The sequence below is a fragment of the Arthrobacter sp. NPDC058288 genome, from assembly GCF_042880995.1.
Lineage (GTDB): Bacteria > Actinomycetota > Actinomycetes > Actinomycetales > Micrococcaceae > Arthrobacter.
The window spans coordinates 238,923-254,016 of sequence record NZ_JBHVYH010000007.1 but is presented as its reverse complement, the minus strand read 5'-3'; the positions used below and the strand labels follow the sequence as shown (position 1 = coordinate 254,016).

Sequence of the window (15,094 nt, the reverse complement as noted above, 5' to 3'; positions counted from 1 at the left end):
TTCTTGTTTGTGCAGGGCTGGCGACGTGGCCGAATTGACGGCGGGCATCTACTTCAGGAAACGCGACGTCCGTCGGTCGGCGAGGATCTTACCGCCTGTCTGGCAGCGCGGGCAGTACTGCAGCGCCCTGTCGGCAAAGGACACTTCCCGGACCGTTTCTCCGCAGACGGGGCACGCCTGTCCGGTCCGACCATGAACGCGCATGGTGTTCCGCTTCGCGTCCTTCAGTTCGTTTGGTGCCTTCCCCACGGCCTCTGCCACCGCGGCCCCCAGGATATTGTGCACGGAGTCGTAAAGGACGCGGACAGCCTCCGGGTCCAGTGACTTCGCGATGGCGAAGGGGGAGATCCGGGCAGCGTGGAGGATTTCGTCGCTGTAGGCGTTGCCGATCCCGGCGATCACCCCCTGGTTCCGTAACAGTCCCTTAATCTGCTGGCTGCTCGAGGAAAGAATCCCGGCGAAATCCTCAAGCCGGAACGAGGGGTCCAACGGATCCGGGCCCAGGCTCGCGACGCCGGGGATCTCCTCCGGGTCCCGGACCACGTAAAGGGCAAGGCTCTTTTTTGTGCCCGCCTCAGTGAGGTCGATCCCCAGATGGGATTCGCCGCCGTCGGCATCCGGGCGGCTCTTGGCGAACTCCAGCCGCGCGGCAATGTACCCTTTGCCCCGTGGCAGCAGGGCGTGCGACGGCGACTCGGTGTACCGCAGCCAGCCAGCCTTGGCCAGGTGGAACGCGAGATAGAGTCCGTCCGCATCAATGATGAGGAACTTTCCCCGGCGCTGGACGCCGGAGATGGTGCGGCCTTCCAGCGCCGTAAATGGCGGGTCCGCCGTCTTGAGCACCGCGAACGAAACGATCTGGATTTTCGTCAGCACGGCTCCACGAAGCCGGTCGCCCAGGAAAGCGCCCAGCCCGGCCACTTCGGGAAGTTCTGGCATGCCACTACTGTGCCATAAGGGTCCCCACAGGCGCTCCCTGCCGGGGCTGTTGATGTGCATATACTTTCAGCGGCGGCTTGTTCTGCAGACCTCCGTTGACATTGCTGATTGACCAACATTCGTGGTTGACCCGATGAAAGGCCCCTGATGAGCAACATTCCCGAAGACCTGTCCTACACTGCCGAGCACGAGTGGGTTTCCGCGCCGAACACTGACGGCGTGGTGCGGGTGGGCATCACTGACTTTGCCCAGGACGCCCTCGGTGACGTCGTATACGCGCAGATGCCCGAAGTCGGCACCAAAGTGACGGCCAACGAGGTCGTGGGCGAGGTTGAGTCCACCAAGAGCGTCAGCGACATCTACGCTCCCGTGAGCGGTGAAGTCGTCGCCAGGAACGAAGCCCTGGACACCGACTCGGCACTTATTAACAGCGATCCTTACGGCGAGGGCTGGCTGATTGAGGTCAAGCTTGCCGAGGCCGACGCAGTGGAGTCCCTGCTCAGTGCATCGGAGTACGAACAACAGGTAGGCTAAAGATAACCGGCATGGAGGTCCGGCTGTTGAGAGATTGACAGCCGGGCCGCACGCCGTAGAACCGGATCTGCCAGGCTTTTCCGGAGGGCACGCGTTGTTTGCAGGGGGACATCTGCAACGGAAGAGGAGGAATCCATGGTTGGTCACGAAAATAGCCACAGCGGTGGTGATTACGGCACGGGCGGAGTGAAGGCTTCGGAGACCACCTCAATCCACCTCACGCCAATCCGTGATGAGCCGACCATCGCTCCCAAGCTCTCTCCGGAGGAGCGGGTTGCGGTTGAAGCCCTTCCGTACGGCTCGGCACTCCTGGTCGCCCACAGCGGTCCGAACACCGGTGCACGATTCCTGTTGGACTCCGACGTCACCACCGCCGGGCGCCACCCGGACGCGGACATCTTCCTGGACGATGTCACGGTGTCCCGCCGCCACGTCGAATTCCGCCGGACGGCACGGAGCTTCGAAGTTGTTGATACGGGCAGCCTCAACGGCACCTACGTCAACCACGACCGCGTGGACAGCGTGGAGCTCAAATCCGGTAATGAAGTCCAGATCGGCAAGTTCCGGCTCACTTTCTACCTCAGCCCTGCCCGCGCAGCAGGCAACGTCTGATCCCGGGGTAGTTGCCTGTGGCACTGGCACAACCGGAACGGCGCGGACCCCAGGTCCTGAACATCGGGGAAGTACTCGCGCAGCTGAGCGACGACTTTCCTGGAATGACTGCGTCCAAGATCAGGTTCCTCGAAGAAAAAGGCCTGATCAACCCGCAACGCACCCCGGCCGGCTATCGGCAGTATTCGGACACCGATGTTGAGCGGCTGCGGTTCGTGCTGGCCCTGCAACGGGATCAGTATCTTCCGCTTAAGGTCATCAAGGATTACCTCGACGCCATTGACCGGGGAGAACGCCCGGAGAACCTGCCGCCCGGCGTCACGGTGTCGCCGCGGATCGTGTCGGACGAGCTCGCCACTGAGCTGCAGAACAAGGTGCGCAGGCTGAGCGAGGACCAGCTGCGGGCCGAATCCGGCGCCAGTGTGCCGCTGCTGCGCTCCCTCCTCGAGTTCGGCCTGATCGGACACGTCAACGGGAAGTTCGATGAACATGCCCTTCAGGTGGCCCGCGCCTGCGTGCAGCTGGAAAGCCACGGCCTTGAGCCGCGCCACCTGCGGCCGTTCCAGGCCGCTGCGGAGCGGGAGTTCGGGCTGGTGGAGCGTGCCGTAGCTCCGCTGACCTCCCGCAAGGACGCGGCCTCGCACGCCCGGGCCGCCGAGGCTGCCCGCGAAATCAGTGATCTCTGCCTGACGCTGCACCGTGCCTTGGTGCAGGACCGTATATCGCGAATGGATATCTGATGATTGAAGTCGAGATCGTGGGTGTGCGGATCGAACTGCCGTCGAACCAGCCGCTGGTGCTGTTGCGGGAGATTCACGGCGAACGGCACGTGCCCATCTGGATTGGCACCCCTGAAGCCAGCGCCATTGCATTGGCCCAGCAGGGTGTGGTTCCGCCGCGGCCCATGACGCACGACCTCCTCATTGACGTTGTGGAGTCCCTGGGCCACTCCATTGTCAGCGTGAACATCGTCGCCGTCGAGGACAACATCTTCTACGGACAGCTGCAGTTCGAGGACGGCACCACGGTCAGCTCCAGGGCCTCGGACGCCCTTGCGCTGGCGTTGCGGGCCAAATGCCGTATCTGGTGCGCCGACTCGGTGATGGATGAGGCCGGGGTCAGGATCACCGAGCATGATGAAGGCGAAGACACCGAACCGGGCCCGACCGTGGACGAGGAGCGCGAACTGCGGCGCTTTCGGGAGTTCCTGGACGACGTGGAACCGGAAGATTTCGACGGCTGAGATCACGTTAAGGTTAAAGTCGAGGCTGAAAGTTTCGACACGCCCCTGAAATGGGGCCAACGTCTTTGACCTTGGGGCGCGGCAGGCCTAACGTCGAAGATATCAAGTTCCCATTGCGTACAACAGCCGCGCAAGTCACACTGGAATGTGCAGCCCCGGCTGAATTACACAGATGAATTTCAGGTCTGTGTTCGCTGTTGCTGCTACTTCCCTAGGGGAGCATAAGACGAGGAGGGTCCCACGTGAGTCCGAAAGGCGAAGCTGGCGAGCTAAAGCAGGCTTCAACGGCAGGCGTAGCCCTGCCTGCGAGCGGTGCTCAGGGCCTCCTCTTCACGGAAGACCTCCCCGTACTGGACGAAGATGCGGGCTACCGCGGACCGACGGCCTGCAAGGCAGCCGGTATCACTTACCGCCAACTCGACTACTGGGCACGCACAGGCCTGGTGGAGCCTGCCGTGCGCGGCGCCGCCGGTTCCGGCTCGCAGCGCCTCTACGGCTTCCGCGACATCCTGGTGCTGAAAGTCGTCAAACGGCTGCTCGATACTGGAGTGTCACTGCAGCAGATCCGTTCCGCCGTTGAGCACCTGCGCGAACGCGGCGTTGAGGACCTGGCGCAGATTACCCTCATGAGCGATGGCGCCAGCGTCTACGAGTGCACGTCTGCGGATGAGGTCATCGATCTCGTCCAGGGCGGCCAGGGCGTGTTCGGGATCGCAGTCGGACGTGTGTGGCGCGAAGTGGAAGGCAGCCTCGCAGCGCTTCCCAGCGAGCACGCCGTCGAACAGTCCTTTCCGGACGACGAACTCAGCAAGCGCAGGGCCGCCCGCAAGACCGGCTGAAGCTGACGGATCGGCTGGCGTCCTGCCGTAGCAAAAACCCCGAAGCAAGAGAAAGGCCGCCTTCCATCCGGAAGGCGGCCTTTCTGTGCAGTTCGTGTACCAGCGTCGGCCGTTTGCGTGGTGGGCTACCGAATGCTGCGTTCGCGGAGTGCCCCGGCGGAATCCGCGCCGTTGGAGGCCATGAGGTTGTCGAGAAGCGTATTGAACAGGCTGGCCGCATTCTTCGCGGAATCGCCCGGCCAGTGATGCACGGAATGGGCGGCACCCTGGATCTGCTGCCAGTTCGCCTGCTCCGGAATGTGCGGTGTCAGCAACAGTTCACCGAACATCGACTGCATCTCGGCCAGGCGGAAGGCGTGCTCGGACGACCCCGAGCGTACGCGGTTCGCGATAATGCCGGCGGGGGAGAGGTTCGGTGCGAACTCCTGGCGGAACAGCTGGATGGCGCGCATGGTGCGCTCGGTGCCTGCTACTGAAAACAGTCCCGGCTCGGCTACGAGGGCCACCTTGTCGCTGGCGGACCATGCCATCCGGGTCAGTCCGTTCAGCGAGGGAGGGCAGTCAACCAGGATCAGCTGGTACTTGTCCGTGCCGGCCAGGACAGCCGAGAGCCGGCGCAGGTCCCTGCGGCCCAGGTCCGGCCGATCGTAGATTCCGGTATATGCGGAGCCGACAGCCACGTCCAGGACGGCGGGCCGGGCTCCGTTGTAGTTTTCCCGCGCCACCCAGCCGCTGGTGACCACGTTCTCCGCGAGCTTGGCGCGGCGCGGGCTCTTGAGCATCCGGCCGATGTCCAGCTGGTCATCCGGCTGGACACCCAGCGCCGTGCTGGCATCCGCGTGCGGATCAAGGTCCACCACGAGGGTGGGGATGCCGGCGGCCAGGGCCGCAGATGCCAATCCGGTGGTGACGGATGTTTTGCCGACCCCGCCTTTGAGGCTGCTGATGCTGACTACTTGCACTTGAAAAACCAATACCTAACGCCGGTTGCCGTGTTGGGGTAGTGCCGGCTCCGGCTCCCCGGAGCGGAGGGCGCGCGTAAGCGCCCCCGACTCATCATATGTTGCCGCGGTGTTGAATCCGGTTTCATCGGGCGTGTGTGCGGCGCATCCCACGTTGCCGCCGGAGGCATCACTGCTTGGGCCTGCCTATTCCCGCTGAGATGACGGATAATTCTGTGATGGTCGACACAATGATTTGTGTTTCCACGCGCCCGTCTTACACACTGTGACCACTTATCGATACACCCGCAATGATGCAGGAGAAGTATGTTTTCCAAAATTCTGGTGGCTAACCGCGGCGAAATCGCGATCCGCGCCTTCCGTGCCGGCTACGAGCTGGGCGCCAAGACTGTTGCCGTGTTCCCCAACGAGGACCGAAACTCCATCCACCGCCAGAAGGCTGACGAAGCGTACCTGATCGGCGAAGAGGGCCACCCTGTCCGGGCGTACCTCGACGTGGACGAAGTGGTCCGCGTGGCCAAGGAAGCCGGTGCCGATGCCATCTACCCCGGCTATGGCTTCCTCTCGGAGAACCCCCGCCTCGCACGGGCAGCCAAAGAGGCCGGTATCACCTTTGTCGGGCCGCCGGCCGAGGTCCTTGAACTCGCCGGAAACAAGGTCGCCGCTCTTGAAGCGGCGCGCGCCGCCGGCGTTCCCGTCCTCAAGTCGAGCCAGCCCTCCAAGGACCTGGATGAACTGATCGCTGCAGCGGACGAAATCGGCTTTCCCATTTTCGCCAAGGCCGTCGCCGGCGGCGGAGGCCGAGGCATGCGCCGCGTGGACACCCGCGAGGCCCTCCCCGAGGCCCTCCAGGCTGCCATGCGCGAGGCCGACGCCGCTTTCGGTGATCCCACCATGTTCCTGGAGCAGGCCGTACTCCGCCCCCGCCACATCGAGGTCCAGATCCTGGCCGATGCCGAGGGCAACGTCATGCACCTCTTCGAACGCGACTGCTCCATCCAGCGCCGCCACCAGAAGGTGATCGAGATCGCGCCGGCGCCGAACCTCGATGAAGGCATCCGTCAGGCCCTGTACCGGGATGCGGTGAAGTTCGCCAAGGCGCTCAACTACGTCAACGCCGGCACCGTGGAGTTCCTGGTGGACACCGTCGGGGAACGCGCAGGCCAGCATGTGTTCATCGAGATGAACCCGCGCATCCAGGTGGAGCACACGGTCACTGAGGAAGTCACCGATGTGGACCTCGTCCAGGCCCAGCTGCGCATCGCGTCGGGCGAGACGCTCGCCGACCTCGGCCTGTCGCAGGACACCGTCCAGCTCAAGGGCGCCGCACTGCAGTGCCGCATCACCACCGAGGATCCGGCCAACGGTTTCCGTCCGGACGTCGGAAAGATCACCGGTTACCGTTCCGCCGGTGGCGCGGGTGTCCGGCTCGACGGCGGCACCGTCTACTCGGGCGCCGAAATCAGCCCGCACTTCGACTCCATGCTGGTCAAACTGACCTGCCGCGGCCGCGATTACCCCGCAGCAGTGGCCAGGGCGCGTCGCGCCCTGGCGGAATTCCGCATCCGCGGCGTATCCACCAACATTTCCTTCCTCCAGGCCGTGCTGGACGACCAGGACTTCATCGCCGGCGATGTGGCCACCAACTTCATCGACCAGCGCCCTGAGCTGTTGAAGGCCCGCGTCTCCGCGGACCGCGGCACCAAGCTGCTGACCTGGCTGGCAGAGGTCACTGTCAACAAGCCGAACGGCGACCTCACGGTTCACTCGGACCCGGCTGCCAAGCTGCCCGCAGTCGGGGACGCCCCCGCCCCCAAGGGTTCGCGCCAGCGGCTGCTTGAGCTGGGTCCCGAGGGATTTGCCAAGGCGCTGCGCGAGCAGCAGGCCGTCGCCGTCACGGACACCACCTTCCGGGACGCCCACCAGTCACTGCTGGCCACCCGGGTCCGTACCCGCGACCTCGTGGCGGCCGGTCCTGCCGTGTCCGCGCTGCTTCCTGAACTGCTGTCCGTGGAGGCCTGGGGCGGCGCCACGTACGACGTCGCCCTGCGGTTCCTCGGGGAAGATCCCTGGGACCGGCTTGCGGCGCTGCGCAAGGCATTGCCCAACATTTGCCTGCAGATGCTCCTCCGCGGCCGCAACACCGTGGGCTACACGCCGTACCCCGAGGAAGTTACTGAGGCATTCGTCAACGAGGCCGCAGCGACCGGCATCGACATCTTCCGCATTTTCGACGCCCTCAACGACGTCAACCAGATGGCTCCGGCCATCCGCGCTGTGCGGGCCACCGGCACCGCCGTCGCTGAAGTTGCCCTGTGCTACACCGGCGACATGCTCGATCCGGATGAAAAGCTCTACACGCTGGACTACTACCTGGAGCTGGCGCAGAAGATCGTGGACGCAGGCGCCCACATCCTGGCCATCAAGGACATGGCAGGGCTCTTGCGTCCCGCGGCTGCTGCGAAGCTCGTGGCCGCCTTGCGTGAACGCTTTGACCTTCCGGTCCACCTTCACACCCACGACACCGCAGGCGGCCAGCTGGCTACGCTCCTGGCGGCAGTGGACGCAGGGGTGGACGCAGTGGATGTCGCCTCGGCTTCCCTTGCCGGCACCACCAGCCAGCCTTCAGCCTCCGCCCTGGTTGCCGCGCTGGCACACACCCCGCGCGACACAGGCCTGGGGCTGGCCAAGGTCAGCTCGCTGGAACCCTACTGGGAGGCCGTGCGCCGCGTCTACGCTCCGTTCGAGTCGGGCCTGCCCGGTCCCACGGGCCGTGTCTACCAGCACGAGATCCCCGGCGGGCAGCTGTCCAACCTGCGCCAGCAGGCCATGGCCCTTGGCCTTGGCGAACGCTTCGAGGCCATCGAGGACATGTACACGGCAGCCGACCGCATCCTGGGCCGCCTCGTGAAGGTCACCCCGTCGTCGAAGGTGGTGGGCGACCTTGCCCTGCACCTCGTTGGCCTCAATGCCGATCCTGCGGACTTCAATGAAAACCCGCAGAGCTACGACATCCCGGATTCCGTCATCGGCTTCCTCTCCGGTGAACTCGGTGATCCTCCGGGAGGCTGGCCCGAGCCGTTCCGCACCAAGGCCCTCCAGGGCCGCAGCATCAAGGTGCGCGACGCCGAGCTGAGCGCCGAGGACAGTGCTGCACTGAAGGGCGACTCAAAAACCCGCCAGCAGACGCTCAACCGCCTGCTCTTCGAAGGTCCCACCAAGGACTACCAGAAGAGCGTGGAGACCTACGGCAACCTCTCCGTCCTGGACACCCGTGACTACCTCTTCGGCCTTCAGCGCGGAGCCGAGCACGAGATCGAGCTGGAGAAGGGCGTCCGCTTGATCGCCTCCCTCGAAGCCGTGTCGGAGCCTGACGAGAAGGGCATGCGCACGGTGATGTGTACGCTCAACGGACAGTCGAGGCCCGTAGTGGTCCGCGACCGTTCAGTGGTCAGCAACGTCAAGGCGGCCGAAAAGGCCGATGCCAGCCAGCCGGGCCACGTCGCCGCGCCGTTCGCCGGAGCTGTCACCCTCACCGTCAAGGTGGGCGACGCCGTCAAGGCCGGCGACACCGTTGCCACCATCGAGGCCATGAAGATGGAGGCCTCAATTACGACGCCGGTGGCCGGCACGGTTTCGCGCCTCGCGGTCGGCGCCGTGGAACAGGTGCAGGGCGGAGACCTGCTGCTCGTCGTCGAGTAGCAACACGTCCCGTAAGCGACAAAAAGGGGCCTCCCGGTGTGAACCGGGAGGCCCCATTTGTGTCTGGCGCTAGTGCTGTCCGGACGGCTCGGTGCGGGCCGGGCGCGGTGCAGCGTACATTTCGCCGATGACTGACTCGAAGTCCTTCATCACCTGGGCCCGCTTCACTTTCATGGACGGGGTGAGGTGACCGGATGCCTCCGTGAAATCGGACGGTACGATCCGGAACGATTTGATGGCTTCCGCCTGCGAAACGGACTGGTTGGCGCGGGTGATGAGGTCCTGGACGGCGGCCTTGACCACCGGATGGTCTGCTGCCTCCGCGACCGTGGTGCCGGCCGGAAGCCCGTGACGCTGCAGCCATCCCGGCAGGGCTTCCTCATCGAGTGTCACCAAGGCACCGATGAACGGCATGTTGTCTCCCACAACCAGGACCTGGGAGACGAGGGCGTCGGCGCGGATCTGGTCTTCCAGCAGGGCAGGCACAACGTTCTTGCCGCTGGCCGTCACGATGATTTCCTTCTTGCGGCCCGTGATCGTCAGGAAGCCGTCGGCGTCCATTTGTCCGATGTCGCCCGTGCGGAACCAGCCGTCCACGAACGTGTCTGCCGCGAGGTCGTCGCGCTTGTAGTAGCCGCGCATTACGCAGACGCCCTTGGCGAGGATTTCGCCGTCGTCGGCTATCTTGACCGCATTTCCGGGCAGGGGAGCACCTACCGTCCCGATCCTGATGAGCGAGGGAGTGTTGACGGTGATCGGCGCGGTGGTCTCGGTGAGGCCGTAGCCTTCGAGGATCTGCATGCCGATGCCCTGGAAGAAGTGGCCCAGGCGTTCGCCCAGTGGTCCGCCGCCGGACACGGCGTGGGCCACCTGGCCGCCCATCGCCGCACGGAGCTTGGCGTAAACCAGCTTGTCGAACAGCGCGTGGCGGAGTTTGAGGCCGAGGCCGATGGATCCGGCCTGCCGGGCCCGTGAGTAGGCGATGGCGGTGTCGGCGGCTTTGTGGAAGATGGCGCCCTTGCCGCTGTCCTCGGCCTTGGTGAGCGCGGAGTTGTAGACCTTTTCGAATACGCGCGGGACAGCAAGGATGAATGTGGGCTTGTAGCTCTGCAGGTCCGGCAGGAGGTGTTTGATGTCCGGGGTGTGCGCCACGGTGACGCCGGCAGCCACGGCCAGGACCGAGATGAACCGGGCGAACACGTGGGCCAGAGGGAGGAACATGATGGTCCTCGCCTGCTCATGGACGATGCCTGATAGCGACGTGGCGAGTGCGTTCTCCGACAGTTCCACGAAGTTTCCGTGCGTCAGCTCGCAGCCCTTGGGCCTTCCGGTGGTGCCGGAGGTGTAGATGATCGTCGCGACGTCGGCCAGCGAAGCCAGGCTCCGGCGGGCTTCCAGTTCATCGTCGCTGACAGCGGTCCCGGCCGTGCGAAGCTCGTCCAGGCCGGCGCCCTCAAGCTGCCAGACGTGGGCCAGGGCGGAAAGCCCTTCTCCCGTCGCGGCCTGCCGGATGATGTCCTCGTGGTGCGCCGACTCGCCAAAGGCGGCGACGGCACCCGAGTCGCCCAGGTTCCAGGCAACCTGGCTGGGGGAGGAGGTTTCGTAGATGGGAACGGAGATGCCGCCCGCAAACCAGATGGCAAAATCCACCAGCGCCCATTCGTAACGGGTGCGGGACATGATGCCCACGCGGTCGCCCGCCGCGACACCGCTTGCCATGAGGCCCTTGGCCAGGACACGCACGTCGGCGAGGAAATCCGTGGCAGAAATGTCCTGCCACTGTCCGGCGGCATCGAGCCGCGAAAACAGGGACGGGTTCGAGGCCTTGGCGGCCTGCCGCAACACCAGGTCGGTGATGTTGGTTTCCGGGGGTACATTCACCAAGGGCGGAACACTGAATTCGCGCACGATAGCTCCTTTGTTATCCATAGACCCGCAGGGGGTACTGCTAACACTAGTACGCCCGTTGCGGAGGTGTGTCCTGTTTCACCTACTGGCGAGTAACTTTACGGTTAAGTGCCTGAAACCCGCCACTCCTGCCCGGCGGGAGCCACGCGTGGAGCCGTCGCGGGAGCCGTCTCCCGCATGTCCGGCAGCGCCGTAAATAAGGGCGGCAATAGAATGGGGAACCATGCACACACCTACGCCCGGCGACCTGCCCAGACCCTATCGACGGACGGCTGCGTGGCGGCGCAGGAAGCCGTCCGGGCAGGACGCGCTGGCCGCCAGCCAGGGCTTCCGTGAGCATCTGCGGCTGGGGCGCAAAGGGTTGGCAATCGGCGTGGACATCGGAGGCACCAAGGTTGCCGCCGGCGTCGTGGATGCCGATGGCCGCATCCTCAGCCAGGCCAGGCGCTCCACGCCCGGGAGCGATCCCCGGGCGGTGGAACAGGTGATTGTGGAACTCGTCGAGGAGCTGAGCCGCGGCCACCGCATCTGGTCAGTGGGAATCGGCGCGGCCGGCTGGATGGACCTCGACGGCGGGACGGTGCTGTTCAGCCCCCACCTCGCCTGGCGCAATGAACCCTTGCGGGACAACCTCCAGCGACTGCTCCGCCGTCCGGTCCTGCTGACCAACGACGCCGATGCCGCTGCGTGGGCGGAATGGCGCTTTGGTGCCGGGCAGGGGCAAAGCAGGCTCGTCTGCATCACCCTCGGCACCGGGATCGGCGGTGCCATGGTGATGGATGGCCGGCTGGAGCGCGGACGCTTTGGCGTTGCGGGTGAATTCGGCCATCAGATCATCATGCCCGGCGGCCATCGTTGTGAATGCGGAAACCGCGGCTGCTGGGAACAGTACGCGTCCGGAAATGCACTGGGCCGCGAGGCCCGCGAACTGGCCGCCGCCAATTCGCCCGTTGCGCAGGAGCTCCTGAAGGCCGTGGACGGTCACGTGGACCGCATCACCGGGGCGATCGTGACAGAACTGGCCAAAGCGGGGGACCCCACCTCCCGCGAACTGCTGGAGGATGTCGGGGAGTGGCTGGGGCTGGGTCTGGCCAACCTGGCTGCCGCGCTGGACCCCGGAAAGTTCGTGATCGGCGGAGGCCTATGCGACGCAGGCGAACTGCTGGTGGCGCCGGCACGGAAGGCTTTTGCCCGGAACTTGACCGGACGCGGATTCCGGCCGGCAGCCGAAATAGCACTCGCAGCCCTGGGGCCCAACGCCGGGCTGATCGGGGCCGCAGACCTGTCGCGTGTCAGCAGCAGGATGCACGGCTGACAGCAGGTTCAGCGGGCAGCGCCCGAGACGCTAGACCCGGGCGCCGTCGTCGTGCTCATCCTTTTCCTGCGGCAGCTGCATGATCAGGTAGATCACCGAGACGACGAACGCCGCGACGATTCCCAAAATTGCCATCAACGGTGCGGACCTCCAGAACATGGCGGAGAGCACCAGGGCGACGGGTCCGCCCACGGCGCCCAGCCAGGCCAGCACGGTGAGCGGGTCGCTGCCGGCAAGGCTCGGCGGTTCCTCCGGAACGAAAGGCTCGTCATCATCGGCCTCGTAGTCACGGGGGCCGCTAGCCGGATCAGTCGGGTCTGCGCCTGCGTGCTCCGTCCCGGGCCGGGGTCCGCGGACGGCGGCCCCCCGTTCGGCAGCCGAGGGCTCGCTCGGAGCGGCACCGGCGAGGCCCAGCGGATCGAAGTCACGGAAGGGCCGTTTAGGCGGTGCGCTTTCTTCCCCGGCAGGAGCCGGCGTGTCCGTGCCCTCGAGCCGGGCGACCAGGTCAAGCCATACGGCGTCGTCCTGGTTCGCGCTCTGGTCCGAGGAATTGGAGTCGGATCTGGTCATCGGCCGTGTCCTTCAGGGCTAGCGGGGGAGGCGTCCACGTTTCCCGGAACCGGTGCTCCCGGAACAGGCCCTCCCGGGACCACCGCGCGGATGAAGTCCGCGGTCCCGCTGAAAATCTCCGCGGCATCGTTGTCAAGGGTGGCCACGTGGTAGCTGTTTTCCAAAGCGCTCAGCTCGAGCCGGGCGTGGGTGAGGCCCCGGCGCAGCGCCACGATGCTTGAGTCGGACACCACATGATCCACTGTGGAGCGGAATACGCGGACAGGAGCAGTGATCTGCGGCAGCAGCCGCCGGGTGTCCTTGAACATCTTGTTGAGCTCGTGGGCCGCCGCCACAGGTGTCCGCGGGTAGGCGCCTTCGTCCGTGTCCGGCTTGAGGATGTCGTTCGCGATGGCAGGAGTGCTTTTCAGGACCAGCTTCAGGATGCCGGCCAGCGGCGCGCGGGGATCATCGATCACCAGCCCGGGATTGACCACTATTGTGCCGGCCACGGGACGCAATGCGGCCACCCTCAACGCCAGCGCCCCTCCCATGGACAGCCCGGCCGTGAAGACATGGTCGCATTCGGATTCGAGCTCGAGGTAGGCCTTGTCGTAGGCGGAATACCACTCCTGCCAACGGGTCCTGGCAAGTTCCTGCCAGCTGGTGCCGTGTCCGGGCAGGAGGGGCATCCGCACGGCAAATCCGGCGTCGGCCAGCGATTGGGCCCACGCCCGCACCCCGTGCGGGCTGCCGGTGAAGCCATGGGAAACGGCGACGCCGATGGAGGGGCCGTCGCCGGTAAAGGGACTGCTGAAAGGGCTGTGGTCGGCGGCAATACTCATGATGTCTCCGAGGATACGTTGTGCGGCGCGTGCTCGTGGAAGAAGGCGGTCGAATGCTCGAAGATCGCGGGTGCGTCGTTGTCCAACGTGGCCACATGGCCGCTGTCGGGCAGAGCTACCACGCGAAGCCCGCCCGGCCCCAGCCGCCGGCGGATCAGGTCAACGGACGACGGCGGCACAACGTCGTCGGTGTCCGACTTAAACACCAGGACCGGCGCAGTCACGCGCGGCAAGGCGCGGCGGGCGGCAGCAAACAGCTTCTTCAGCTGGTGCACGGCGGCGAGAGGCGTCTGCGAATAGTCACCGTCATCAGTCATAGCCGCCGTAGGGTTGGCCTCCACAATCGGCAGGGTGGTCCGCTGGAAGTACTTCAGGATGCCGATGATGCGAACCCGCCGGTCGTAGAAGCTAAGCCCGGGATTGACGGCGGCTACACCGGCAACAGGGTGGCGGGACGCCGTGCGCAGGGCGACCGCCCCGCCCATGGAGAGCCCGGCGACGTAGCAGGCGTCGGTCCGGCCCGCGAGCTCAAGGTAGGCGGTTTCGAACGTGCCGGCCCAGTCGCGCCAGCCCGAACGGGCCAGTTCGCGCCAATGAGTCCCGTGCCCGGGCAGGAGCGGGACGGAGACGGCAAAACCTTGCTCCGCCAGGTGAAGTGCCCACGGCATGACACTAAGCGGACTCCCGGTGAAGCCATGGCAGATGGCAACGCCGATCCGGGCATTCGGTCCGTGGCCGGGGTAGCTGAAAGCGGCAGGCACAGTCGGTTTGCTGCTTTCTCTCATGTGCCCATCGTGTCACCATTCGCCACAAATCTCACTAGAGTAGGGTTGCATTGAAGTCCTGGCCGGACCCGACGGAGGGCTGGCCAGACGCCTTCCGGAGAGGTACACCACGTGTTTTATTGGTTCATGAAGACCTTCGTCCTGGGACCGGTGCTGAAGCTCCTGTTCCGGCCCTGGGTCAAGGGGCTCGACAATGTCCCCGCAGAAGGCGCCGCCATCCTGGCTTCCAACCATCTGTCCTTCTCCGACTCCATCTTTATGCCCCTGATGGTTCCGCGTCCCGTGATCTTCCTGGCGAAGTCGGAGTACTTCACCGGCACGGGCCTCAAGGGGAGGCTGACTGCGCTATTCTTCCGGCTGACAAACCAGCTGCCCATGGACCGTTCCGGGGGAGCGGCTTCGGCTGCTTCGCTCAATGCCGGCATGGATGTCCTGTCGCATGGTTCGCTGCTGGGAATTTATCCCGAAGGCACGCGCAGCCCCGATTCGCGGCTGTACCGGGGCAAAGTCGGCGTCGCGAAGCTCGCCCTGCAGGCAAGGGTTCCTGTGATTCCGGTAGCCATGATTGGCACGGACAAGGTCCAGCCCATTGGAAAAAGGATGCCGAACATCAGGCGCATCGGCATGATCTTCGGCGAGCCGCTGGACTTCAGCCGTTATTACGGCATGGAAGACGACCGCCTGATCCAGCGCTCCGTGACGGACGAAATCATGTACGAGCTCATGCGCCTGTCCGGGCAGGAGTACGTGGACGAATACGCGGCGGTGGTCAAACTGAGGCTGGCGGGGAAACCGACAGACGGTTCTGCCGGCTCCGGGGGCAGCGGTCCGGCCGAGCCTGGAAGCGCGTGATGCAGGTTT

The 15,094-nt window shown here is 65.2% G+C and carries 14 protein-coding genes; 8 read left to right on the top strand and 6 right to left on the bottom strand.

What is annotated here, in order from left to right:
* Positions 1-48: 48 nt before the first annotated feature.
* Complete coding sequence (locus tag ACFVWT_RS18055) at positions 49-939, bottom strand: Fpg/Nei family DNA glycosylase (RefSeq protein WP_390250220.1); 891 nt, start codon at positions 937-939, stop codon at positions 49-51.
* 147 nt (positions 940-1,086) lie between these two features.
* Between ACFVWT_RS18055 and gcvH the strand changes: the two genes are divergently transcribed.
* The 5 genes from gcvH to ACFVWT_RS18030 all read left to right on the top strand — a co-directional run bounded on the left by gcvH (position 1,087) and on the right by ACFVWT_RS18030 (position 4,167).
* Positions 1,087-1,473, top strand: coding sequence for a glycine cleavage system protein GcvH (gcvH, locus tag ACFVWT_RS18050; protein WP_043429635.1), 387 nt, complete (start codon positions 1,087-1,089; stop codon positions 1,471-1,473).
* Positions 1,474-1,608: 135 nt separating this feature from the next.
* On the top strand, positions 1,609-2,085 hold the full coding sequence (locus tag ACFVWT_RS18045) for an FHA domain-containing protein (RefSeq protein WP_209746032.1): 477 nt from the start codon (positions 1,609-1,611) through the stop codon (positions 2,083-2,085).
* Between the two features lie 23 nt (positions 2,086-2,108).
* Positions 2,109-2,825 (top strand): MerR family transcriptional regulator, encoded by a 717-nt coding sequence (locus ACFVWT_RS18040; RefSeq protein WP_390250301.1) that lies wholly within the window; start codon positions 2,109-2,111, stop codon positions 2,823-2,825.
* The gene (locus ACFVWT_RS18035) at positions 2,825-3,328 is read left to right on the top strand and encodes a bifunctional nuclease family protein (protein ID WP_011691403.1); all 504 of its coding nucleotides are present in this window, start codon (positions 2,825-2,827) and stop codon (positions 3,326-3,328) included. Before ACFVWT_RS18040 ends, ACFVWT_RS18035 begins: the two co-directional genes overlap by 1 nt.
* Before the next feature lie 242 nt (positions 3,329-3,570).
* On the top strand, positions 3,571-4,167 hold the full coding sequence (locus tag ACFVWT_RS18030) for a MerR family transcriptional regulator (protein ID WP_011691404.1): 597 nt from the start codon (positions 3,571-3,573) through the stop codon (positions 4,165-4,167).
* Between the two features lie 125 nt (positions 4,168-4,292).
* Here the strand turns inward: ACFVWT_RS18030 and ACFVWT_RS18025 are convergent, their stop codons facing one another.
* Complete coding sequence (locus ACFVWT_RS18025; protein WP_390250217.1) at positions 4,293-5,129, bottom strand: ParA family protein; 837 nt, start codon at positions 5,127-5,129, stop codon at positions 4,293-4,295.
* Positions 5,130-5,435: 306 nt separating this feature from the next.
* Here ACFVWT_RS18025 and ACFVWT_RS18020 point away from each other — a divergent pair, with 306 nt between their 5' ends.
* Positions 5,436-8,831 (top strand): pyruvate carboxylase, encoded by a 3,396-nt coding sequence (locus ACFVWT_RS18020; RefSeq protein ID WP_390250215.1) that lies wholly within the window; start codon positions 5,436-5,438, stop codon positions 8,829-8,831.
* Between the two features lie 69 nt (positions 8,832-8,900).
* Here the strand turns inward: ACFVWT_RS18020 and ACFVWT_RS18015 are convergent, their stop codons facing one another.
* Positions 8,901-10,739, bottom strand: a complete 1,839-nt coding sequence (locus tag ACFVWT_RS18015; protein WP_390250213.1) for an AMP-dependent synthetase/ligase — start codon at positions 10,737-10,739, stop codon at positions 8,901-8,903.
* 223 nt (positions 10,740-10,962) lie between these two features.
* Here ACFVWT_RS18015 and ACFVWT_RS18010 point away from each other — a divergent pair, with 223 nt between their 5' ends.
* Positions 10,963-12,054 (top strand): ROK family glucokinase, encoded by a 1,092-nt coding sequence (locus tag ACFVWT_RS18010; protein ID WP_390250211.1) that lies wholly within the window; start codon positions 10,963-10,965, stop codon positions 12,052-12,054.
* A gap of 30 nt (positions 12,055-12,084) precedes the next feature.
* Here the strand turns inward: ACFVWT_RS18010 and ACFVWT_RS18005 are convergent, their stop codons facing one another.
* Genes ACFVWT_RS18005 through ACFVWT_RS17995 form a run of 3 tightly spaced genes read right to left on the bottom strand, consistent with a single transcriptional unit; the run spans position 12,085 to position 14,233 of the window.
* Positions 12,085-12,624, bottom strand: coding sequence for a hypothetical protein (locus ACFVWT_RS18005; RefSeq protein ID WP_390250209.1), 540 nt, complete (start codon positions 12,622-12,624; stop codon positions 12,085-12,087).
* Positions 12,621-13,448 carry an alpha/beta hydrolase gene (locus ACFVWT_RS18000; RefSeq protein ID WP_390250207.1) on the bottom strand — a complete coding sequence of 276 codons (828 nt, stop codon included), beginning with the start codon at positions 13,446-13,448 and terminating at the stop codon, positions 12,621-12,623. The genes ACFVWT_RS18005 and ACFVWT_RS18000 overlap by 4 nt, the downstream gene beginning before the upstream one ends.
* Positions 13,445-14,233 (bottom strand): alpha/beta hydrolase, encoded by a 789-nt coding sequence (locus ACFVWT_RS17995; protein ID WP_390250205.1) that lies wholly within the window; start codon positions 14,231-14,233, stop codon positions 13,445-13,447. Before ACFVWT_RS17995 ends, ACFVWT_RS18000 begins: the two co-directional genes overlap by 4 nt.
* A 111-nt stretch (positions 14,234-14,344) precedes the next feature.
* Here ACFVWT_RS17995 and ACFVWT_RS17990 point away from each other — a divergent pair, with 111 nt between their 5' ends.
* The gene (locus ACFVWT_RS17990; protein WP_390250203.1) at positions 14,345-15,085 is read left to right on the top strand and encodes a lysophospholipid acyltransferase family protein; all 741 of its coding nucleotides are present in this window, start codon (positions 14,345-14,347) and stop codon (positions 15,083-15,085) included.
* Positions 15,086-15,094 lie beyond the last annotated feature (9 nt).